Annotated in this window: 19 protein-coding genes; 11 read left to right on the top strand and 8 right to left on the bottom strand. The window is 64.8% G+C overall.

Annotated features, from left to right (window positions below; all coding sequences use genetic code 11):
• Position 1: 1 nt before the first annotated feature.
• From MJ8_RS28710 to MJ8_RS28720, 3 genes are all read right to left on the bottom strand, one after another.
• Positions 2 to 916, bottom strand: coding sequence for an ABC transporter permease subunit (locus tag MJ8_RS28710; protein ID WP_201411945.1), 915 nt, complete (start codon positions 914 to 916; stop codon positions 2 to 4).
• A 7-nt stretch (positions 917 to 923) separates the two neighbouring features.
• Positions 924 to 1,808 (bottom strand): carbohydrate ABC transporter permease, encoded by an 885-nt coding sequence (locus MJ8_RS28715; protein ID WP_201411946.1) that lies wholly within the window; start codon positions 1,806 to 1,808, stop codon positions 924 to 926.
• 105 nt (positions 1,809 to 1,913) lie between these two features.
• On the bottom strand, positions 1,914 to 3,266 hold the full coding sequence (locus MJ8_RS28720) for an extracellular solute-binding protein (protein WP_201411947.1): 1,353 nt from the start codon (positions 3,264 to 3,266) through the stop codon (positions 1,914 to 1,916).
• 252 nt (positions 3,267 to 3,518) lie between these two features.
• Here MJ8_RS28720 and MJ8_RS28725 point away from each other — a divergent pair, with 252 nt between their 5' ends.
• Together MJ8_RS28725 and MJ8_RS28730 are read left to right on the top strand one after the other, a co-directional pair.
• Positions 3,519 to 4,559: an endonuclease/exonuclease/phosphatase family protein gene (locus tag MJ8_RS28725; RefSeq protein ID WP_201411948.1), complete on the top strand. Its 1,041-nt coding sequence runs from the start codon at positions 3,519 to 3,521 to the stop codon at positions 4,557 to 4,559.
• A gap of 178 nt (positions 4,560 to 4,737) precedes the next feature.
• On the top strand, positions 4,738 to 7,173 hold the full coding sequence (locus tag MJ8_RS28730) for an EAL domain-containing protein (protein ID WP_201411949.1): 2,436 nt from the start codon (positions 4,738 to 4,740) through the stop codon (positions 7,171 to 7,173).
• A gap of 102 nt (positions 7,174 to 7,275) precedes the next feature.
• On the opposite strand, the gene tlpA is transcribed toward MJ8_RS28730, so the two are convergent.
• On the bottom strand, positions 7,276 to 7,971 hold the full coding sequence (tlpA, locus tag MJ8_RS28735) for a thiol:disulfide interchange protein TlpA (protein ID WP_201411950.1): 696 nt from the start codon (positions 7,969 to 7,971) through the stop codon (positions 7,276 to 7,278).
• Positions 7,972 to 8,003: 32 nt separating this feature from the next.
• Here tlpA and argH point away from each other — a divergent pair, with 32 nt between their 5' ends.
• From argH to MJ8_RS28765, 6 genes are all read left to right on the top strand, one after another.
• A complete protein-coding gene (gene argH, locus MJ8_RS28740) occupies positions 8,004 to 9,404 on the top strand; it encodes an argininosuccinate lyase (protein ID WP_201411951.1) in 1,401 nt (466 codons plus the stop codon).
• Between the two features lie 185 nt (positions 9,405 to 9,589).
• Positions 9,590 to 9,796, top strand: a complete 207-nt coding sequence (locus tag MJ8_RS28745) for a lipoprotein (RefSeq protein WP_040989264.1) — start codon at positions 9,590 to 9,592, stop codon at positions 9,794 to 9,796.
• Between the two features lie 21 nt (positions 9,797 to 9,817).
• The gene (lysA, locus tag MJ8_RS28750) at positions 9,818 to 11,086 is read left to right on the top strand and encodes a diaminopimelate decarboxylase (RefSeq protein WP_201411952.1); all 1,269 of its coding nucleotides are present in this window, start codon (positions 9,818 to 9,820) and stop codon (positions 11,084 to 11,086) included.
• A 29-nt stretch (positions 11,087 to 11,115) separates the two neighbouring features.
• Complete coding sequence (locus tag MJ8_RS28755) at positions 11,116 to 12,057, top strand: threonine/serine dehydratase (protein WP_201411953.1); 942 nt, start codon at positions 11,116 to 11,118, stop codon at positions 12,055 to 12,057.
• A gap of 114 nt (positions 12,058 to 12,171) precedes the next feature.
• Entirely contained in the window at positions 12,172 to 14,754 is a 2,583-nt protein-coding gene (locus MJ8_RS28760) for a TIGR02302 family protein (RefSeq protein WP_201411954.1), read from the top strand.
• A 33-nt stretch (positions 14,755 to 14,787) separates the two neighbouring features.
• Positions 14,788 to 15,162 (top strand): glyoxalase superfamily protein, encoded by a 375-nt coding sequence (locus MJ8_RS28765; protein ID WP_225248067.1) that lies wholly within the window; start codon positions 14,788 to 14,790, stop codon positions 15,160 to 15,162.
• A gap of 66 nt (positions 15,163 to 15,228) precedes the next feature.
• On the opposite strand, the gene MJ8_RS28770 is transcribed toward MJ8_RS28765, so the two are convergent.
• Positions 15,229 to 16,113, bottom strand: a complete 885-nt coding sequence (locus MJ8_RS28770) for a LysR family transcriptional regulator (protein WP_201411955.1) — start codon at positions 16,111 to 16,113, stop codon at positions 15,229 to 15,231.
• Positions 16,114 to 16,301: 188 nt separating this feature from the next.
• Between MJ8_RS28770 and MJ8_RS28775 the strand changes: the two genes are divergently transcribed.
• Positions 16,302 to 17,267, top strand: coding sequence for a DMT family transporter (locus MJ8_RS28775; protein WP_201411956.1), 966 nt, complete (start codon positions 16,302 to 16,304; stop codon positions 17,265 to 17,267).
• Here the strand turns inward: MJ8_RS28775 and MJ8_RS28780 are convergent.
• The 3 genes from MJ8_RS28780 to MJ8_RS28790 all read right to left on the bottom strand — a co-directional run bounded on the left by MJ8_RS28780 (position 17,250) and on the right by MJ8_RS28790 (position 19,057).
• The gene (locus tag MJ8_RS28780) at positions 17,250 to 17,621 is read right to left on the bottom strand and encodes a response regulator (RefSeq protein ID WP_201411957.1); all 372 of its coding nucleotides are present in this window, start codon (positions 17,619 to 17,621) and stop codon (positions 17,250 to 17,252) included. The genes MJ8_RS28775 and MJ8_RS28780 overlap by 18 nt on opposite strands.
• An 84-nt stretch (positions 17,622 to 17,705) precedes the next feature.
• Positions 17,706 to 18,248, bottom strand: a complete 543-nt coding sequence (hpt, locus tag MJ8_RS28785; RefSeq protein ID WP_201411958.1) for a hypoxanthine phosphoribosyltransferase — start codon at positions 18,246 to 18,248, stop codon at positions 17,706 to 17,708.
• A gap of 179 nt (positions 18,249 to 18,427) precedes the next feature.
• On the bottom strand, positions 18,428 to 19,057 hold the full coding sequence (locus tag MJ8_RS28790; RefSeq protein WP_201411959.1) for a hypothetical protein: 630 nt from the start codon (positions 19,055 to 19,057) through the stop codon (positions 18,428 to 18,430).
• A 180-nt stretch (positions 19,058 to 19,237) separates the two neighbouring features.
• On the opposite strand from MJ8_RS28790, the gene ftsE reads away from it, so the two are divergent.
• Both ftsE and MJ8_RS28800 read left to right on the top strand, forming a co-directional pair.
• Positions 19,238 to 19,897, top strand: coding sequence for a cell division ATP-binding protein FtsE (ftsE, locus tag MJ8_RS28795; RefSeq protein WP_040998894.1), 660 nt, complete (start codon positions 19,238 to 19,240; stop codon positions 19,895 to 19,897).
• Positions 19,890 to 20,879, top strand: coding sequence for a cell division protein FtsX (locus tag MJ8_RS28800; RefSeq protein WP_201411960.1), 990 nt, complete (start codon positions 19,890 to 19,892; stop codon positions 20,877 to 20,879). Before ftsE ends, MJ8_RS28800 begins: the two co-directional genes overlap by 8 nt.
• The last annotated feature ends 117 nt before the right edge of the window (positions 20,880 to 20,996 follow it).

Below are 20,996 nucleotides of genomic sequence, written 5' to 3' on the forward strand. Positions count from 1 at the left end.
CCTATTTTTCGGTGGCGATCAGACCGCGCACGAACCAGCGCTGCATCAGCACCACCACGATCAGCGGCGGCAGCATGACGATCAGCGTGCCAGCCATGGCGATATGCCATTCCGGCGCGCCGCCGACATTGGGGATGAGCTGCTTCAGCTCGGTCACCGCCATCGCGTGCGACTGGTCGGTGGTGATAAGCAACGGCCACAGATACTGGTTCCAGGCCCACAGGAACATGATGGTGCCGAGCGCCGCCATGTTGTTGCGCGACAACGGCAGAAGGATATCGACGAAGAAGCGCAGCGCGCCGGCGCCGTCCATCCGCGCCGCCTCGGTCAATTCGTCGGGCACGGTCAGGAAGAACTGCCGGTAAAGGAAGGTGCCGGTGGCGGTGGCGACCAGCGGCAGGATCAGGCCGCTATAGGAATTGAGCAGCCCCAGGCTGAGCTGGACCTGAACCCCCGATATCTTCTCAATCAGCCAGGAAAGCCCCGTCAGGTCCATGATCGTCTGATAGGGATCGAGAACGTTGGCGACCACCGCGTAGGTCGGCACGATGCGCACTTCGAGCGGCAGCATCAGCGTGACGAAGATCAGCCAGAAGATCAGCATGCGGCCGGGATAGCGGAAATAGACGATCGAGAAGGCCGTCAGCGCCGACACGATGACTTTGCCGGCGGCGACCCCGAACGCCATGACGAAGGAGTTGAAGAGCTTCGGGCCGAGATCGGCGGTCGTCCACGCCGTCTTGATGTTGACCCAGAAATCGCTGCCCGGCAGCAGCGACATCGGCACGTCGTTGACGTCCTTCAGATTGTGCGAGGCGGCGATCGCCACGATGACGAACGGCGCCACGCAGAATACGAAGCCGGCGAACAGGATGAGATGCGTGAAGAAATTGAGGATCGGGGTGCGTTCGACCATGACCGCCTCAGCGATAATGCACGCGCCGCTCGATGAAGCGGAACTGGACGATGGTGAGCGCGATGATCAAGAGCATCAGGATGATGCTCTGCGCGGCGGCGCCAGAGTAATCCAGGCCTTTGAAGCCGTCGGAATAGATCTTGTAGACCATCAGGTTGGTGGCATTGGCAGGCCCGCCCGCCGTCATGATGTCGACGATGCCGAAGGAGTCCTGGAAACTTTCGGTGATGTTGATGACCAGCAGGAAGAAGATCGTCGGCGTGATCAGCGGGAACTGGATGTCCCAGAAGCGCCGGATGACACCGGAGCCGTCCATCGCCGCAGCCTCGATCAGCGAGCGCGGGATCGCCTGGAAGGCGGCGAGAAAGAAGATGAAGTTATAGCCGACATATTTCCAGGAAAAGGCGATGATGATCGAGGCCATCGCGTCGGCGCCGTCGAGGCCTGGGTCCCAGAAGCCCGGCCAGACCTTGTTGACGACGGCCATGAAGCCGGCCTCCGGCGCCAGGATGAAACGAAACGCCAGCGCCAGAGCCGGCGCGGCGATGCCGTAAGGCCAGATCAGCACCACTCGATAGAGCCATGAGCCGGCAAGTTGCCGGTCGGTCAAGGCGGCGAGCACGAGCGCGATGACCATGGCAAGGCCGGTGCTGATTCCGGCGAAGATCATGCTGGCGGTGATGGAATTCCAGTAGTCGGCATTGGCGAGGATCGAGCGGAAATTGTCGAGCCCGACCCAGATATTGCCGCCGCCCCAGGGCTGCTGCAGCGTCAGCGACCAGTAAACCGCCTGGCCCGCCGGCCAGTAGAAGAAGGTGAAGATCAGGATGAGCTGCGGCACCGCGAACAGGATGCCGATCGTCCATCTGCCGAAAGTGACGCGTTTTTCCATCGATCCGCCGGTGCCGTTGAACCGTCAGCCCACCTTCACGGGTAAACCTAGATGTGAAATGGCCGCCCGTCGATTCCCGACGGGCGGCCGCTCCAACATCCGGGATCAGGGCAGGGTCTTACCCGGATAGGTCTGCTGGAAGCGCTCGAGTATGGCGTCGCCATTCTTGACCAGCGTGTCGAGGCCTTCCTGGACGCTGACCTTGTTGGCGAAGATCGCCTGCATCTGCGTGCCGAATTCGGCGCGGATCTGGGTGAAGTTGCCGAGCCGAACCCCGCGGGTGATCTCGGTCGGCTCCGAGGCGGTCAGGCTCTCGATCGCCACTTCACGGCCCTTGTAGGGCGCCTTGTCGTAGAAGCCGTTGGACTTCATGAAATCGAAGCCCGACTTCGTCACGGGGATGTAGCCGGTGTTGGTCGACCAGAACAAAGCGGTCTTGGGATCGTGGATGAAATTGAGGAAGGCGGCCGCGCCCTTGTATTCGGCGTCCGACTTGCCGGACAGAACCCACAGCGAGGCGCCGCCGACCAGCGAGTTCTTGCGCTCGGTGCCGGCATAGACCGGCAGCTCGGCGACGTCCCAGTTCATGCCTTCCTTCTGGGTGCGGCCGACCGTGCCGTGGTCGCCGACCGAGGTCAGGATGACCTGGCAGGTGCCGGTGGCGAAAGCCTGCACCATGTCCTGGCCGAGGTCCTTCGACTTGATCTTGATCAGGCCGGCGTCATACCACTTTTTCAAGTCGGTGACGTACTGGACGAACTTGGTCTTGTTGACTTCCAGACGGGCGTCGAGACCGTCATAGCCGTTGTTCTTGGTGGCGATCGGCTGATTGTGCAGCGCCGAGAACTGCTCCATCAGTTGCCAGCTCTCATTGGCCGAGATGTTGATCGCCATCGGGCAATCATAGCCGGCGTCCTTCAGCGCCTTGAGGTCGGCGCCGACATCTTCCCAGGTCTTCGGCGCCTCGCTCTTGCCGATCTTGGCGAAGGCGTCCTTGTTCCAGTACATCAGCGCCGTCGAGGAGTTGAACGGGAAAGACAGCATCTCGCCCTTCGAGGTCGCGTAATAGCGGGCGATGCCGGGGAAATAGTCGCTGTAGTCGATCTTGTAGCCGTTCTCCTCCATCAGCTTGTCGGCGGGCTTGTAGGCGCCCGACAGCATCATGGTGGCGGTGCCGACGTCATAGACCTGGACGACGGTGGGCTGCTTGCCGGCGCGGAAGGCGGCGATCGTGTTCTGCAGCGTGGCGTCGTAATTGCCCTGGCTGGTGCAGACGACCTCGTAGTCCTTCTGGGAATCGTTGAAGTTCTTGCACAGCGTGTCGACGACGCGGGCAAGATCGCCCGAAAGTCCGAACCAGAAATCGAATTTGACCGGCTCGGCGAAAGCAGGAACCGCAAGCGCGGTGCTGAGCGCGCCGGCGGCAAGGGCAGCGAAGCCCCGCTTGATGATCGTCATGGTTTTTCCCTCTTGAGTGGCAGTGTGACAAGGGTTTTGCGCAAGTCCTTGCCCGCTCTCATAGAGAAGGTATGTGACAGTTCTGTTGTGGCCCCTTGACCGGCAAGCGGCCCCTGTGGACAGCCGGTCTCTCCTCCTCCTGGCAGCGGTCGCGCCGGCATGAAAACGTCACATCGGCGCTCTAGAGAGCTAGAGCACGCCCACGCGGCGAAAAGACTCTTTGATTAACCGACTAACTGAATGAGAAGAGACATGCTGGTTCCGCAGCTCACGCACGTGCCTGTCGACGTCCGCAACGCCATGCGGGACGGACAGCGCGACAGCGCCACTCATTTGCGCCACGCGGCCGCCGTTCCAGCCCTCGGCGAGATCGAGATCGGCGGCAAGGCTTCGCAAGCAAGCGCCGGCGAGAGCCTGACCGTCATGGCCTGGAACGTCGAGCGGCTGCGTCACCTCGATGCCATCGCCGCAACGATCGCCGGCCAGGCGCCGCATGTCGTGCTGCTGTCCGAGGTCGACAAGGGCATGGCGCGCTCCGGCAACGGCCATCTTTTGAGCCGGCTTGCCGATCGTCTCGGCCATTCCTACGCCTATGGCGTCGAGTTCCTCGAACTCGGTACCGGCAACGAGGCCGAGCAGGCGGCAAATGGCGGCGCCGAGAACATCGAGGGCTTCCACGGCAACGCCATAACCAGCGCCGTCCCGCTGCTGCGACCCTTCCTCGTTCGCCTGGACGCCGCCGGCGCCTGGTTCCTGCCGGAGCACGGCCAGCCCCGGATTGGCGGCCGCATGGCGCTCGGCGGCCAGGTGATGGTCGGCGACCGCCGGGTCACCGTCGTTTCGGTGCACCTCGAGAACCGCACCAATCCCGCCGGCCGCGCCGACCAGACGCGCCACCTGCTCGACGCCATCGACAGATATGACGCGGAAGCGCCGGTGCTGATCGGCGGCGATTTCAACACGCTGACCGCGACCTATGAAGAGCGTCACGCCGATCCGGCCGCATGGCAGGCCCGCATTGCCGCCGAACCGGACCGGCTGATGTGCCCCGACCGCCACGAGCCCCTCTTCGGCATCATGGCCGAGCGCGGCTACGATTGGCGCGACGCCAATGCGTTCGACAGACCCACCCAGCGGCGCGCGGCAGGCGACGCCACACCTGCCGGCCACATCGACTGGTTCTTCACCCGGGGTCTCGTGGCAAGCGCGCCGGCGACGCTGCCGGCGGTGCTGCCGGACGGCAGCCCGAGCGCCGACCACGAGGCGCTGGTGGTCACGGTGCGGTTGAAGTGACTGCCTTTGGACCGACACGATCGGTCGGATCGGCCAATCGATCCGGCGCATAATCTTCCGCAGGCGACACAACCTGGAAAGCACGCAGAGGTTGCGGGCGGCATAATCGATTCTTCAGCCGTCCGGTCCTAATCAATCCCATTGCCTTGATTGATGCGGGTAGATCAGGTGAAGCAAGATGCTGACCGTCTATAATTGTATCGTGAACGAGCACGATCTGAGACTGGTCGCACTGGCCGCGCTCATTTGCGGAATATCCTGTTTCTCCGCGGTGAACCTGCTTCGTCATGTCGAGCAGTCGACCAGTCGAAACCGTCATGCCTGGCTGCTGATTGCCGCCGCCTCGACCGGATTCGGCATCTGGGCGACGCATTTCATCGCCATGATCGCTTTCACGCCGGGAATACCCAACGCCTACAACGCCGAACTTTCGGTCGCTTCGCTGGCGGTTTCCGTTCTGCTGACGGCCGCCGGCATGTGGATCGCGACCGTGCGCGGCGGCATCGACCACTACCTCGTGGGCGGCGCCGTGCTCGGCATCGGCATCGCGGCGATGCACTATACCGGCATGGCGGCTTTCGAGGTCGAAGGCCGGATCGTCTGGAACCAGCTGCTGGTCGCCGCCTCGCTGGTCTCGGGCATAATGCTCGCCGCGCTCTCGCTGCTTGTGGTGCTTCGCCGCCCGTCGACCCTGGGAACGATCCTTGGCACCGTCCTGCTGACGCTGGCGATCTGCACGCTGCATTTCATCGCCATGGCCGCCGTCTCGATCTACCCGGATTCCTCGATCGGGATCTCGAAATTCACGATCGCGCCGATGTCGCAGGCCTTTGCCGCCGCGGCGGCAAGCCTGGTCATCCTGGTGCTGTCGGCCACGGCGCTGTGGATCGATCTGCGGTTTCGCCGTCACAGGGTCGAGGCGGAACGCATGCATGGCCTCGCCAATGCCGCCGTCGAAGGCCTTATCGTCTGCGACGGCAACCGCATCGTCAGCGCCAATGACAGCATCGCGGCGCTGAGCGGCATCGCCGCCGGCACGCTGAACACGATGACGCTCAGCGACCTGTTCGGCGAACGGATCGCGTCGGCCGTCACCGCCGGCAGCGGACAGGCGCAGGAAGCCGACCTTCGCAGCCGAGACGACAGCCGGATACCGGTGGAGTTGATCGCCAGGAGCATCGATTATTGCGGCAGGCCGCATCTGGTCGTGGCCGTCCGGGACATTCGCGAGCGCCGGAAGGCCGAGCAGGAGATCATGCGGCTCGCGCATTACGACCCGCTCACAGGGCTGGCCAACCGCCGCAGCTTCACCGCCCGGCTGGAAGCCGAGATCGCCGCGTCGGCGGAAGGCGGCAACGGCAAGCGGGGCCAGCTGGCGCTCATGCTGCTCGACCTAGACAGGTTCAAGGAAGTGAACGACCTCTTCGGCCACGCCGCCGGCGACGCCGTGCTGCAGAAGGTGGCCCACTGCGCCTCCAGCGCGCTGCGCCATGGCCAGATGTTGGCCCGGCTCGGCGGCGACGAATTCGCCATCATCGCCCCCAACCTTCCCGATCCGCAAGCGGCCGGCCGCATTGCCGAAGCGGTGCTATCGGCGCTGCGCCAGGAAAACCGGCTGTCGCCGGGCGGCATGGTGTCGGCCAGCATCGGCATCGCGCTTTACCCGCTCGACGCCGACGAGCAGGCGGCGCTGGTCAGCCATGCCGACACCGCGCTCTATCGCGCCAAGGCCGAAGGCAAGGACACCTTCCGCTATTTCGAGGCCTCGATGGGCGCTGAGGCGCGCGACCGGCGCAGCCTGGAGCAGGACCTGCGCCAGGCCGTGGCGCGCGGCGAGTTCCGGCTCGTCTATCAGCCGCAGAAGGAAATCAGCAGCGGCAGGATGATCGGCTTCGAAGCCCTGCTGCGTTGGCGGCATCCCGAACGCGGAGAGGTTCCGCCTTCGGTGTTCATCCCGGTGGCCGAGGACAGCGGTTCGATCGCTCAGATCGGCGAGTGGGTGCTGGCGGCGGCCTGCAAGGAAGCCGCGACCTGGAAGAACCCGCTGACGGTCGCCGTCAATGTCTCGGCGGTGCAGCTCCACAATCCCGATTTCAGCCGCAAGGTGCATGAGGTGCTGCTGCGCACCGGCCTGGCGGCGGGCAGGCTCGAACTCGAGATCACCGAGACGGCGCTGGTGAAGGACATGCCGCGCGCGCTGGCCACCTTGCGCCAGATCAAGGCGCTCGGCGTGCGCGTGGCGATGGACGATTTCGGCACCGGCTATTCCTCGCTGTCCAACCTGCGCGCCTTCCCGTTCGACAAGATCAAGATCGACGGCTCCTTCATCAAATCGGTCGACCGCAACAGTCAGGTCGCGACCATCGTGCGCGCCGTGCTCGGCCTGGGGCGCGGCCTCGGCCTGCCGGTCCTGGCCGAAGGCGTCGAGACGCTGGACGAGCTGCGCTTCCTCAACGCCGAGGATTGCGACATCGGCCAGGGATATTTTCTGGGCAGGCCCGGCCCGATCGAGGCGTTCGGCGAGCTGACAGGCGTTTCGGCGGCCGATGACGGCGTGACGAAGACGGCGCCGCCGGCACTAAGATCGAGAATATGCGGAGCGGCAGCATCCTGATGCTGCAGCCGGCCGCGGCCGCGCGTTCAGTCTGAAGCAATTCCAGGAAAAGTGCGTAGCGGTTTTTCGTCCGGAATTGCGTCAATGCAAAAGACTACACGATCACGGCGTTAGCGCTGCTTCCACCAGCCGCTTGGCGTCGGGGCTCGACCATTCGGCTGGGCCGTTCATATGTGCGATCAGGCAGCCTTCGCCATCGATCAACATGGTCACCGGGAGCCCGAGCGCCAGGCCGCGCGTCTTCGCCTCGTTGAACAGGGCGATCGTCGGGTCCCGGTAGAAGCCGAGCGTTTCGACGCCGATCTCCTTGAGGAACTTCTTCGGCTTGGTATCGTCGCCGGTGTCGACATTGACCGCGATCACCTCGAAGTCCTTGCCGCCCTTCTCCTTCTGCAGGGCGTCGAGCGCCGGCATCTCGGCGCGGCATGGAGCGCACCATGTCGCCCAGAGATTGAGCAGCACCGTCTTGCCGGCATGGTCGGCAATCGTCATCGGCTTGCCGTCGGGGCCGTTGAAGGCAAGGCTCTTCAGCGACTGCGGCGGATCGGCGGGCTGCAGGGCCGCGACCTGGCCGACAGCTTTCGCAGCGATGGTCTTGGCGCGCGCGGCCTTGACCCCGCAGGCCGCATCGCCCCCCCCGGCGTCCTTGTCGGAGGCCGCTGCGACCTTCTCGGGAGCGTTGTTGCCAGAACCGCTCTCGCTGACATATACCGCGACCGCGCCGGCCAGCACGCCCGCCACCAATGCGGCAAGGATGAGGCGCGTAGCCGGAAAAAAGAACCTATTGCCGTCTGCCATTTCAAAACTGCTCCGGAGCACGGGTTATAGCGATGAGCGACAAGAAGGCCAGCAACCAGATGTGGGGCGGACGTTTTGCCTCGGGTCCGGCCGCGATCATGGAAGCGATCAACGCGTCGATCGGCTTCGACCGCAAGCTCTATGCGCAGGACATAAGCGGATCGATCGCCCATAGCGAGATGTTGGCTGAAACGGGCATTATTTCGGCCGCCGATCAAGAAAAAATCGCTCACGGGCTGAACACGATCCTGAAAGAGATCGAGGCCGGCACGTTCGAATTCTCGACCAGGCTGGAAGACATCCACATGAATGTGGAAGCCCGCCTAGCCGACTTGATCGGCCCGGCGGCCGGCCGCCTGCACACCGCGCGCTCGCGCAACGACCAGGTGGCGGTCGACCTCAGGCTCTGGGTCAAGCAGGAGTGCCAGCGCGTCGCCGAAGCGCTGAAGGACCTGATCGGCGCCTTCCTCGAACGCGCCGAGGAGCACGCGGCGACCGTCATGCCCGGCTTCACCCATATGCAGGCCGCGCAGCCGGTGACCTTCGGCCACCATTGCATGGCCTATGTCGAGATGTTCGGCCGCGACCTGTCGCGCGTCCGCGACGCCATCGAGCGCATGGATGAAAGCCCGCTGGGCGCGGCGGCCCTTGCCGGCACCAGCTTTTCCATCGACCGCCACATGACCGCGAGGGCTCTCGGTTTTCGCGAACCGACGCGCAATTCGCTGGACAGCGTCTCGGACCGCGATTTCGCGCTCGAATTCCTCAGCCTCGCCGCGATCTGCGCGACGCATTTGTCCAGGCTGGCCGAGGAGATCATCATCTGGTCGACGCCGCAATTCGGCTTCATCCGGCTCTCGGATTCCTTCTCCACCGGCTCCTCGATCATGCCGCAGAAGAAGAACCCGGACGCCGCCGAGCTGGTGCGCGGCAAGACCGGCCGCATCAACGGCCATCTTGTCGGCCTGCTGACCGTGATGAAGGGCATGCCGCTCACCTATGGCAAGGACATGCAGGAAGACAAGGAAGCGGTCTTCGACGCCGCCGAGACGCTCGACCTGATGCTGGCGGCGACCGCTGGCATGGTGCGCGACATGACCGTCAACGCCGCCGCCATGAAGAAGGCCGCCGGCGCCGGTCACGCCACGGCGACCGACCTTGCCGACTGGCTGGTGCGCAATCTGGGCCTGCCCTTCCGCGAGGCGCACCACGTCACCGGCCGCGCCGTGGCGCTTGCGGAGGAGAAGAAGGTCTCCCTTGAAAAGCTCTCGCTGGACGATCTGCGCTCGATCCATCCCGGCATCTCCGACGGCGTCTTCTCGGTGCTCGCCGTGCAGAACTCCGTGAAGAGCCGCACCAGCTTCGGCGGCACCGCGCCGTCGGAAGTGCGAAAGCAGATCCGCTACTGGAAGAAGCGGCTCGCCAAGGCTTAATGCATGTCGCCCAGAAGTGTGCAGCGGTTCTGGGACAACGACAGGCATCAAAACAAATGCATGTCGCCCAGAAGTGTGCAGCGGTTCTGGGGCAACGGCATGCATGAAAGCAAATGTCGGGATGCAAAGCGCTGAGAACTCGGCTAAAAGCGCAGCACAACAATCAGTTTCGAACGGATGGATCGATGACCCGTAGCAGGATTTTGGTGACGCTGGCGCTGCTGGCGGCGGTTGTCACCGTCACGGCCTGCGGCAGGAAGACCGGCCTCGACACGCCCTACGAGGCAGCGGTGCAGGCGCGCAAGGATGCGGAAAAAGCCAAGCAGCCGGTGCCGCCCGAGCCGGAAAAACCGGTCAAGGACAGGAAGTTCATCCTCGATCCATTGCTCTGATCTTTTCCGGAAACAGTACCCGTGAACCATTTCGATTACCGCGACGGCGTGCTTCATGCCGAGGACGTCGCGATCCCCGACATCGCGGCCGCGGTCGGCACGCCCTTCTATTGCTATTCGACGGCGACGCTGACCCGGCATTTCCGCGTCTTCAGGGAGGCCTTTGCCGGCCTCGACGCGCTCGTCTGCTACGCCATGAAGGCGAATTCCAACCAGGCCGTGCTGAGGACGCTGGCCCGCCAGGGCGCCGGCGCCGACGTGGTGTCGGAAGGCGAGTTGCGCCGCGCCTTGGCTGCCGGCATCCCGGCCGGCAAGATCCTGTTTTCCGGCGTCGGCAAGACCGCGCGCGAAATGGACTTTGCCCTTAGCGCCGGCATTCTCTGCTTCAACGTCGAATCCGAGCCTGAGTTGGAGCTTTTGTCGGCGCGAGCGACGGCGCTCGGCAAGGTGGCGCCGGTCTCGCTGCGCATCAATCCGGATGTCGATGCGAGAACCCACAAGAAGATCTCGACCGGCAAGGCCGAGAACAAGTTCGGCATCCCCTGGCAGCGCGCGCGGCAGGTCTATGCCCGCGCCGCGCAACTGCCGGGCATCAAGGTGACCGGCATCGACACCCATATCGGCAGCCAGATCACCGAATTGCAGCCCTTCGACGACGCCTTCGCATTGCTCGTCGAACTGGTCGGGGCGCTGCGCGCCGACGGACATGCGATCGAACATGTCGATCTCGGCGGCGGCCTCGGCATTCCCTACCGTGTCGACAACAGCCCGCCGCCTTTGCCTGACGCCTATGCCGAGATCGTCAGGAAGCACGTCACCAGGCTTGGCCTCAAGGTGATGTTCGAGCCTGGACGGCTGATCGTCGGCAATGCCGGCATCCTGGTGTCCGAGGTGATCTATGTGAAGGAAGGCGACGCCAGGAACTTCCTTGTCGTCGACGCCGCCATGAATGACCTGATCCGGCCGACGCTCTATGACGCCTTCCACGACATCAGGCCGGTGGTGCAGCCACCCGCCTCCACGCCGCGCATGAAGGTCGACGTCGTCGGCCCGGTCTGCGAGACCGGCGACTTCATCGGCCTGGACCGCGACCTGCCGAAGCTGAAGGCAGGCGACCTGATCGCCGTTTCGACAGCCGGCGCCTATGGCGCGGTGCAGGCCGGTACCTACAACACCAGGCTTCTGGTGCCGGAGGTGCTGGTCGACGGCGACCGCTTCCATGTCGTACGGCCGCGCCAGACCTATGAGGACCTGATCGGCCTGGATTCGGTCCCCGACTGGCTGAAGTAACCCAGGCGGCGCGCCTTAAGGAGCTAGCCATGCTGGAAAAAAACACGATCACGCGCGAGCGCATCGCTGCTGTCGAGCCGCGCATCCGTCCCTATGTGCGCCATACGCCGGTCATGCGCGTCGACATGGCAGATTTCGGCCGGCCTGCTTTTGCGGTCGACCTGAAGCTCGAATGCCTGCAGCATTCCGGCTCGTTCAAGGCGCGCGGCGCCTTCACCAACCTGCTCGAGCGCCAGGTCCCCGAAGCCGGCGTGGTCGCCGCGTCGGGCGGCAATCATGGTGCGGCTGTCGCTTACGCCGCCATGAAGCTCGGGCACAGGGCGACCATCTTCGTGCCCGAGGTCAGCCCGCCGGCGAAGCTCGAGCGCATTCGCGGCTATGGCGCCGAGCTGGTGGTCGGCGGCGCGCGCTATGCCGAGGCGCTCGCCGCGAGCGAGGATTTCGCGGCCAGGACCGGCGCCTTGCAGGTGCACGCCTTCAACCAGGAGGAAACACTGCTCGGCCAGGGCACGCTCGGCTTGGAGATCGAAGCCGATTTGCCCGAGATCGACACGCTGCTGGTCGCCGTCGGCGGCGGCGGGCTGATCGGCGGCATCGCCGCCTGGTTCGCTGGCCGCATCCGCATCGTCGCCATCGAGCCCGAGGGCGCTCCGACGCTTTACCGCGCCTTGGAGGCCGGAGAGCCGGTCGACGCGCCTGCCGAAGGCATCGCCGCCGATTCGCTGGCGCCGAAGCGCGTCGGCGAGATGATGTTTCCGATCGCCGAGGCCTTCGTCGAGCGCTCGATACTGGTCAGCGACGACGACATCGTGGCGGCGCAGAAGGCGCTGTGGGACCGCGTGCGAATCATCGCCGAGCCGGGTGGCGCCGCGGCCTTCGCCGCCATGCTTTCCGGGCGTTACGTGCCCTCGGAGGGCGAGCGCGTGGCGGTCCTGGTCTGCGGTTCGAACACCAATCCGGCCAATTTCTGATCATAACCCGGCCAAACCGCTTCACGTTTTTGGAACCCGCCTCGCCTTTGCCGTGTTTGTTGGTATCCTTCTGTTGATGACGTCCGGGCTATCCCGCCTGGACAGGAAGGGCCGATGACCGAACGACCCATTTCCAGCGGCGAACGCGGCCTGGCCGGGCGCCTGGCGCTCAGCCGGTCGGCGACGCGGGCCTCGATAGTCTTCGAGCGCGCCTGGCCGCTCGTGCTGCCGCTGTTGATCGTCATCAGCCTGTTCCTCAGCTTTTCATGGTTCGGCCTGTTCCCACGCCTGCCGGACGCGGCGCGCATCGGTCTGCTGATCCTGTTCGCGCTGGCGGGTATCGCGGCGCTCTATCCGCTTCGCTTCTTCCGCATGCCCTCGGCCGCCGAGATCGACCGCCGCATCGAGGCGGCGAACGAATTGCTGCACAGCCCGGTCCAGGTGCAGACCGACCGGCCGAGCGGCGCCGAGAGCATCTTCTCGCAGGCGTTGTGGCGCGAGCATCAGAAGCGCATGGCCGAGCGGCTCTCGAGCTTAGGTGCCGACCGGCCGCGCACCGGCGTGCCGGACTATGATCGCTGGGGCCTGCGCGCCGTGGCGGGGCTGCTGTTCGTCACCGCTTTGGCCTTTTCCTTCGGCCCATTCGGCGGTAGGGTCGGCGACGCTTTTGTCGCCCGCGCCGCGCACGATGCCGTGCCGCCGCGCATCGACGCCTGGGTGACGCCGCCCGCCTATACCGGCAAGGCGCCGCTGTTCCTGACCGCCGATGCCAACCAGGCCGTCCAGACCTTTTCCGTTCCGCAGGGCAGCGACGTTTCGCTCCGCGTCACCGGCGGCTCGGGCGAGGAAACGCTGAGCTACTCCGATCAAGGCGGCAATGACCGCGCCATCGAGCCCGCCGCACCCAAAGCGCCAGCTGCCGCCAGCCAGACGGCGCCAAATGTCCGCCAGTTCTCCGGCAAGCTGAACACCAACGGCACGCTGACGCTGAAATCCGGCGATAGCGATCTCGGCCACTGGGCTTTCGCGGTCATCCCAGACAAGCCGCCAACGATCCGCTTCGTCGGCGAGCCGAAGCGCGCCGTCAACGGCGCCATGGAGCTCAACTATCAGGTCGACGACGATTACGGCGCGGCCTCCGCCAAGGCCGTTTTCGAACTGTCGGACCCGCCGGCCGCCAATGCGCATCCGCTTTACGGCGCACCCGAGATGCCGCTGACCCTGCCGCGGCGCGGCGGCAAGGCGAGCGCGGCGAAGACGACCAAGGACCTGACCGAGCATGTCTGGGCCGGCGGCAACATCAAGCTGACGCTGAGCGTCACCGACGATGCCGGCCACACAGCGACCAGCGAAACCAAGACGCTTGTCATGCCCGAGCGGCCATTCGCCAATCCGCTGGCCCGCGCGGTGATCGAACAGCGCCGGTTGCTGGCGCTCGACACCAATGCCAAGCCGCGCGTCCTCGACCTGATGGACGCGATCACTCTGCGGCCCGAGGACACGTTCGACAACATGTCGAACTATCTCGCCATCATGAGCGCGCGGAGCCGGCTGAAGCTCTCCGAGAGCGACGACCAGTTGCGCAACGTCGTCTCCTATCTGTGGGAAATCGCGCTCGGCATTGAGGAAGGCAATCTGTCGGCCGCCGAGCGGCGGCTGCGCCAGGCGCAGCAGGCGTTGCAGGACGCCATCAAGAACGGCGCCAGCGATCAGGAGATCGAGAAGGCGATGAAGGAACTGCGCGAGGCGATGAATCAGTTCCTGCAGGAATTCGCCCAGCGCGCGCAGCAGAACCCGAACGCGCCGCAGATGCAGCAGAACGGACGCGAGTTGCGCCAGAGCGATATCGACCGCATGATGGATCAGATCGAGAATCTGGCCAAATCGGGCGACCGCGACAAGGCGCAGCAGCTTCTCTCCGAGCTACAGGACATGATGAACAACCTGCAGGCCGGCCGCCAGCAGCCGGGCGGCGAGCAGGACAGCGAGCTGCGCCAGCAGATGGACAAGCTTGGCGACATCATGCGCCGCCAGCAGGAGATGATGAACGACACCTTCCGCCTCGATCAGATGCAGCGTGGCTCGCGCGACAATGGCGAACAACAATTCGGCGAGGACGGCGAGCAGCAGCAAGGCCAGGACGAGCAACGGCCGGGTCCCGGCCAGGATCGCGATCCGCTGGGACGGCCGAAAATGTCGCCGAAGGATTTGGCCGATGCGCTGAAACAGCTGCAGGAAGGCCAGGGCCAGCTGCAGAGCGAACTCAACCAGCTGAAGAAGGGGCTGGAGGGCATGGGCATGGAGCCCAATGAAGGCTTCGGCGAGGCCGGCAAGTCGATGGGCGACGCCGAGCGGTCGCTCGGCCAGGGCGATGGCGACCAGGCCGTCGGCCACCAGGGCCGTGCGCTGGAAGCGCTTCGCCGCGGCGCCAAGGACATGATGAAGCAGATGCAGGCCATGCAGGGCGACCAGGGCGGCAGCGAACAGGGCGGCCGCGAGCAGAATGCCGACCGCGATCCACTCGGACGGCCGCGCGCCACCAACGGACCGGATGACGGCACATCGGTCAAGGTTCCCGACGAGATCGACGTGCAGCGCGCCCGCCAGATCCTCGATGCGATCCGCAAGCGGCTAGGCAACGCGCTGAGCCCCGATATCGAGCGCAGCTACCTCGAACGGCTGCTGGAGCTGAAATAGACCGCCCGCATCAATCTCGGATCGCATCACACCGTGCCGAAGCTTGGAAGCGTCACCCCGATCCTGCGCATGTTCGACATCGCCAAGGCGCGCGAATTCTATCTCGATTTCCTCGGCTTCGAGATCCGCTTCGAACATCGCTTCGACGACAATGCGCCGCTCTACATGGGTATCACTCGCGACAGCTGCGAATTGCATCTAAGCGAGCATCACGGCGACGGCTCGCCAGGCGCCAACATTCGCGTCGAGGTGGCCGACATCGCGGCGCTGCATCGTGAACTGACGGCGAAGAAATATCGCTACGCCCGACCGGGATTGGAAGAGACGCCTTGGCGGACACGGGAGGTCACAGTCGGCGACCCGTTCGGCAACCAGCTGACTTTCTACGAAGACATGCCGGACCGATAGGACGGGCAACCGCACCGATGTGGAACCGTTCTGCGTTCGTGAAACGGCGAAAATACTCTGGCTTTGCTACAGCCCAATCGTCGCGCCTGCCTGCCGGGTCAGCATGAACGCCTCGCGGATCGCGTTCTCCATGCCGTCGATTGCCTCGCCGGTCGCCAGCGGATTGCGGTGCAGGACGACATTGGAGGAATCGATGTCGCCGAAGCCGTCGGCCGCCGTCAGCTCGCGGCAATCGGCCGGGATGTTGCTGCGCGAGATCGGCGCGATCGCCAGGCCGGACGTGACCGCGAGCGTCAGGCCGCCATTGGTGTCGCTGGTGTAGGCGACGCGATAGTCGAGGCCGCGCTGCTGCAGCGACTTGATGGCGAAGTCGCGGCACCAGCCGTTGCGGCTGTAGAGCGCGATCGGCACCGGCCGTTCCTCATGCATGTGGTGCAGCGTCGAGGTCACCCAGACCGTCGGATCGTGCATCAGCACCTCGCCGCCGGAAGAGCCCTCCCATTCAAACACCACCGCGAGGTCGAGCTCGCCGGCCGCAAGCGCCCGCACCTGCGAATCCGAATGCGCGTAGCGCACCGTGACCTCGACGCGCGGATGCCGCTTGGCGAACTCGCCCAGCGCCCGCGACAGGATCGAGCGGCCATATTCGGCCGGGATGCCGATGCGCACCAGGCCGCCGAGCGGCGGCGCCACCAGCGAGGCCGCCGTCTCGTCGAGCAGCGAGACGATCCGGCGCGCGTTGACGATGAGCTCGCCGCCACGGCGCGTCAGCGCCACGCCGCGCGAGCCGCGTTCGAAAAGATCGTCGCCGACCATCTCTTCCAGCTTCTTCATCTGCATGGACACAGCCGATTGCGTGCGCCCGGCCTTCTCCGCCGCGCGCGTGAAATTGCCGGTCTCGGCCACCGCCACGAAGGTGCGCAGGAGGTCGCTGTCGAGGACTGGTCTCATCAAAGTCGCCATAAGAAAATCTGATTGCTGGCATCATTCCAATTCGTTTGCAAGATGTCAAACACCGCAGGATAGTCGCGACACCCATTGGATATGCGACCGCGAAATCGGCCGCGGACCAATCGAAGAGTCCTCACTCGTGCCCGCTGCCTGAAAAAGGTGGCGGGTTCTTTTTCGCTGGATCGATCATGCAAAACCGGATGGTGCTTGGCATTCTGAGCCTTTGCCTCGGCGTGCTGGTCTTTTCGCTGCAGGATCCGCTGGTGAAGGCGGTGTCGGGCGGCTATCCGGTGACCGAGGTGATGGCGATTCGCGCCATCGTCGCCTTGCCGATCCTGATCGTCATCGTCCAGGCCGATGTCGGCCTGAGAGCGGTGCTGTCGAAACGCTTCGGCATGCTGACGCTGCGCGCCTTCATCCAGTTCTCGTCCTACACGGTCTATTATCTGGCGATCGCCGCGCTGCCGCTGGCCGACGCGGTGGCGCTTTATTTCATGGCGCCGCTGTTCATCATGGCGGTGGCCGGACCCTATCTCGGCGAGCGGGTCTCGTGGAAGACGCTGGCGACGGTGCTGATCGGCCTTGTCGGCGTGCTCGTGATGGTGCGGCCCGGCGCCGGCGTGTTCGACTGGGCAGCGATTTTGTCGCTGGGCTCGGCCTTTCTCTACGGTTTTTCGCAACTGATGGCGCGCCGCATCGGCGACACCGAATCGTCGACCGTGATGGCCTTCTACCAGAACGGCGCCTATCTCAGCGGCGCCGTCGCCGTCGCGGCCGTCTTCCACCTTGCCGGCATCACCCATGCGGCGCATCCGAGCGTCGAATTCCTGGTGCGGCCATGGGTGTGGCCGACAATGCCGGATTTCCTGAAGATGGCTGCCTGCGGCCTCGTCGCGTCCGCCGGCATGATCCTGCTGTCGCAGGCCTATCGCATGGCGCCGGCCAACCGCGTCGCGACGTTCGAATACACCGGCATCCTGTGGTCGCCACTTTGGGGTTTCCTGTTCTTCGCCGAGGTGCCGCGGGAAACCACCGTGCTGGGCGCGGCGCTGATCATCGGCGCCGGCCTGCTTGCGCTCGGCGGCGGGCCCCGGCGAAGTGCCGCGCCGGCGGCCCCTGTCACGGCTGATGCGGTCTCAAGCGAAGCAGCTTAATGCCTTGCCGACGCGGGCACGGATCTCAGCCAGCGTGAAGGGCTTCTGCACGACGTCGAGGATGATGCCGTTGAGTTCCTCGGCCCGCTCGCGCTGGTCGGCATAGCCGGTCATCAGCATGATCCGCATCGCCGGGAATTCTCGCGCGGCCGCCGTCGCCATCTCGATGCCGTCCATCTCCGGCATGCGGATGTCGGACACCACCAGATCGTAGCCGCCGCGGGCCTGCCGGATCGCATCCAGCCCCTGCCCGCCGTCGGTGGCGACGGTGACATTATGGCCGTCGCGCTCCAGCGCGCGGGCAGCGAGGGTACGGACGGACTCATCGTCCTCGACGATCAGAAGCTTTGCCATACCGAGATAGATGCCGCCGAAACGTTGACGTTTTCTGAAAATTCTAACGATCGGCAGCTTTTCGGAAGGAACTCCGGCGTCCTCTCAGGCGTCGCCCTTCACCACTCCGACGAACGGCAGCTCGCGGAACGCATGCGCGACGTCCATGCCGTAGCCGACGACGAAATAGTCCGGGCAGTCGAAGCCGACATAGTCGGCGTTGAGCGCGGTCTGGCGGCGCATCCGCTTGTCGAGCAGCACCGCGATGGCGCAGCTCTTGGCGCCGCGCGACAGCATCAGGTCGCGGGTGTAGGAAAGCGTCTTGCCGGATTCCAGTATGTCGTCGATCAACAGCACGTCGCGGCCGGCGACCTCATTGTCGATGTCGCGTAGCACCCTCACTTTGCCGCTCGTGGTGCCCGCGCCGTAGCTGGAGATGAAGATGAACTCGACTTCCGGCGACAGGCCGACATCATGCATGGCGCGGATGAGATCGGCGGCGAAGACGAACGAGCCCTTGAGGATCGAGATCACCAGGAGGTCGTGGTAGTCGCGCCCGGCGATTTCCTTGGCGAGCTCGAGATTGCGGCGCGCGATCGCCGACGCCGAAAACAGGACCTCGATGTCCTTGCCACGCACAACTGGCATATTTTGTCCTTCAAAAATCAGCTGCAACGCCGGAAGGTAAGGTGTGCGGAGATTCAGGTCAGGCCGAGTCGAAAACGATGGCTTCCGAGAACCGGAGCGGAGCGTACTTGAAGTACCTGAGCACCGGAAGCGCAGGAAGCCGTGGTTCGCAGGTCGGCCTCACCTGAATATCCGCACACCTAGCCGGCGAAGACTACGGAGACGGTCCTGATGCCGTCTTTAGGCACATCGAGGCGGCTGGAAAAGCCGAATCTTTCGCCGGGCGCCAGCGAGCGGTTGGATGTCCCCAGCCTGTAGCGGGTGATGTTGGCGTTGTTGTCGGTGACGCGGATTTCGAGCGGCGGCAGCGTTTCCGACCTCATCCCGTCATTGGCGGCCTCGCCGTCGACGAATAGGACCGGCTTCAATCCCGACGCATCGATGCGCGACGTCACGCCGGAAATGGTGAGCGCGCTCGTCGGCGCGGCGGTGGTCCAGAAGGGGCTCTGCCGGACCAGCGCATGACCTCCCGAAACCCAGAAGGAGGCGAGCGCTATGCCGACGCCGGCGATCCAGAACATCGGACCGCCCCGCGAGGGCCGCGACGGCGCGGGTTCCGGTTTGCGCAGCATGCCCATGCCTTCGATGGCCGGCCTCGGCGGGATCTGCGGCGGGGGTGCCGCCGGCGCCGCGGCAAAACGCGGCAGCACAACGTAGTCGGCGTCGAGGATATCGGCGGCATCGAGCATGACGCGCTCCGGCGCGGCATTTGTTGCCGGGCCGGTCATGATTTCGCCGGAAACAGGGCGCGCGGTTCTGTCGTCAGCCATTGCGGCACCAGTGCAGTCTTCGTTTCTTTTGCGTAAACGGAATTGGTTAACGCTTCCCCACCGGAATGGCTTTGATGCACGCTGAACGTCGAAAAATTAACCGCCGGTTAACCATGCCGGCCGATGGTCTGTTAACGTAGATTGTGGCGCGTCGCCGCCGAAAGTTTCAGGTCGCCGAACGTGATCCGCTTCGAAAATGTCGGCCTCCGCTATGGCATGGGTCCGGAGATCCTCCGCGATATTTCCCTGCACATTCCGGAGCGCTCCTTCCAGTTCCTGAGCGGCCCTTCGGGCGCCGGCAAGACCACCTTGCTGCGTCTTTTGTTCATGTCGCTGAAGCCGACGCGCGGGCTGATCACCATCTTCGGCAAGGACCGATCGCGCATCTCGCGCAGCGAATTGCCGCTGCTGCGCCGCCGCATCGGCGTGGTGTTCCAGGATTTCCGCCTGCTCGACCATATGACCACCTACGAGAATGTCGCGCTGCCCTTGAGGGTGCGCGGGCGCGAGGAGGCGAGCTACCGCACCGACGTCACCGAGCTTCTGAAATGGGTCGGCCTCGGTGACCGCATGCATGTGCTGCCTCCGGTGCTGTCCGGCGGCGAGAAGCAGCGCGCCGCGATCGCGCGCGCCCTCATCGAGCAGCCGGAGATCCTTCTGGCCGACGAGCCGACCGGCAATGTCGATCCGCCGCTGGCGCGCCGGCTGCTCAGGCTGTTCATCGAACTCAACCGACTGGGCACCGCCGTGGTCATCGCCACCCACGACCTCGGCTTGATGGAACAGGTCGATGCGCGCCGCATGATCCTGGCTGGCGGAAGGCTGGACGTCTATGACTGACTTTCCGGCCGATCATCTCCAGGACGAAACCGCCGAGGCGCCGGTGACAGTCCGGCGCGTCCAGCGCAAGATGGCGCCGATCGTGCCGGCGCAGAACATCGCCGGCCGGGCGCTGGTGCTGGTCATCGCCATCATGACCTTCCTGTCCTGCCTCACCTTCGGCGCGGTGACGCTGGTGCGCGATACGGCATCGGTCTGGGAGAACCAGATTTCGCGCGAGGCCACGATCCAGATCAAGCCGGCCGACGGTCTCGACATGGAAGCGGCCCTTGCCCAGGCCTCGCAAATCGCCAGCGAATTCCCCGGCGTGAAGGGCACCAAGATCATCGACCGCGACGCCACCGCGCGCCTTCTCGAGCCATGGCTTGGCAGCGGTCTCAACATCGACGAATTGCCGGTGCCGCGCCTCATCATCGTCACCATCGACGAGGCCAGCCCCCCGGACTTCGCCGCCATGCGCGCCGCCATCACGCCCAAGATCCCGACTGCCGCGCTCGACGACCACCGCACCTGGGTCGACCGCCTGGTCGCCATGGCGCACACCACGGTGACCATCGGCATCGCCGTTTTGGTGCTGATGCTCTCGGCGACCGTTCTGACTGTGGTGTTCGCCACGCGCGGCGCCATGGCCGGCAACGGCCATATCATCGAGGTGCTGCACTTCGTCGGCGCCGAGGCGCGCTTCATCGCACGCGAGTTCCGCTGGCATTTCCTGGTCACCGGCATGAAGGGCGCGGCCGCCGGCGGTGCGCTCGCGATCGTGGTCTTCATCGTGTTTTCCTGGTGGTCGTCCCGAAACATGGCCACGCCCCAGGCCGACCAGGCGACCGCCTTGTTCGGCAATTTCGCCATCGGTTCGGCAGGCTATTTCGGCGTCGGCCTGATGGTGCTGGTCATCGGCGCGTTGACCGCAGCGACCTCACACGCCACCGTCGTCGCCTATCTCAGCGACATCGATGTTCGCCAGCCGGATGCGGGCTGATCCATGAGCTCGATCCAGAAACCGGCGCAAGCGCTATATAAGACAACGATCACACACGAGACACCTGCCGTAACGCAATGTGCGCGCCTTACCCATCAAACGCCGCATTTCGGAGTT

The organism is Mesorhizobium sp. J8, assembly GCF_016591715.1.
In the GTDB taxonomy this organism is placed as follows: Bacteria; Pseudomonadota; Alphaproteobacteria; order Rhizobiales; family Rhizobiaceae; genus Mesorhizobium.

Bases quoted from the DNA above. Each gene is read 5' to 3' on its own strand.
- MJ8_RS28710 (WP_201411945.1), bottom strand. From the start codon at position 916: ATGGTCGAACGCACCCCGATCCTCAATTTCTTCACGCATCTCATCCTG.
- hpt (WP_201411958.1), bottom strand. From the start codon at position 18,248: ATGCCAGTTGTGCGTGGCAAGGACATCGAGGTCCTGTTTTCGGCGTCG.
- MJ8_RS28725 (WP_201411948.1), top strand. From the start codon at position 3,519: ATGCTGGTTCCGCAGCTCACGCACGTGCCTGTCGACGTCCGCAACGCC.
- MJ8_RS28715 (WP_201411946.1), bottom strand. From the start codon at position 1,808: ATGGAAAAACGCGTCACTTTCGGCAGATGGACGATCGGCATCCTGTTC.
- MJ8_RS28770 (WP_201411955.1), bottom strand. From the start codon at position 16,113: ATGAGACCAGTCCTCGACAGCGACCTCCTGCGCACCTTCGTGGCGGTG.
- MJ8_RS28775 (WP_201411956.1), top strand. From the start codon at position 16,302: ATGCAAAACCGGATGGTGCTTGGCATTCTGAGCCTTTGCCTCGGCGTG.
- argH (WP_201411951.1), top strand. From the start codon at position 8,004: ATGAGCGACAAGAAGGCCAGCAACCAGATGTGGGGCGGACGTTTTGCC.
- tlpA (WP_201411950.1), bottom strand. From the start codon at position 7,971: ATGGCAGACGGCAATAGGTTCTTTTTTCCGGCTACGCGCCTCATCCTT.
- MJ8_RS28760 (WP_201411954.1), top strand. From the start codon at position 12,172: ATGACCGAACGACCCATTTCCAGCGGCGAACGCGGCCTGGCCGGGCGC.
- MJ8_RS28800 (WP_201411960.1), top strand. From the start codon at position 19,890: ATGACTGACTTTCCGGCCGATCATCTCCAGGACGAAACCGCCGAGGCG.
- MJ8_RS28730 (WP_201411949.1), top strand. From the start codon at position 4,738: ATGCTGACCGTCTATAATTGTATCGTGAACGAGCACGATCTGAGACTG.
- MJ8_RS28720 (WP_201411947.1), bottom strand. From the start codon at position 3,266: ATGACGATCATCAAGCGGGGCTTCGCTGCCCTTGCCGCCGGCGCGCTC.
- MJ8_RS28745 (WP_040989264.1), top strand. From the start codon at position 9,590: ATGACCCGTAGCAGGATTTTGGTGACGCTGGCGCTGCTGGCGGCGGTT.
- MJ8_RS28790 (WP_201411959.1), bottom strand. From the start codon at position 19,057: ATGGCTGACGACAGAACCGCGCGCCCTGTTTCCGGCGAAATCATGACC.
- MJ8_RS28780 (WP_201411957.1), bottom strand. From the start codon at position 17,621: ATGGCAAAGCTTCTGATCGTCGAGGACGATGAGTCCGTCCGTACCCTC.
- MJ8_RS28755 (WP_201411953.1), top strand. From the start codon at position 11,116: ATGCTGGAAAAAAACACGATCACGCGCGAGCGCATCGCTGCTGTCGAG.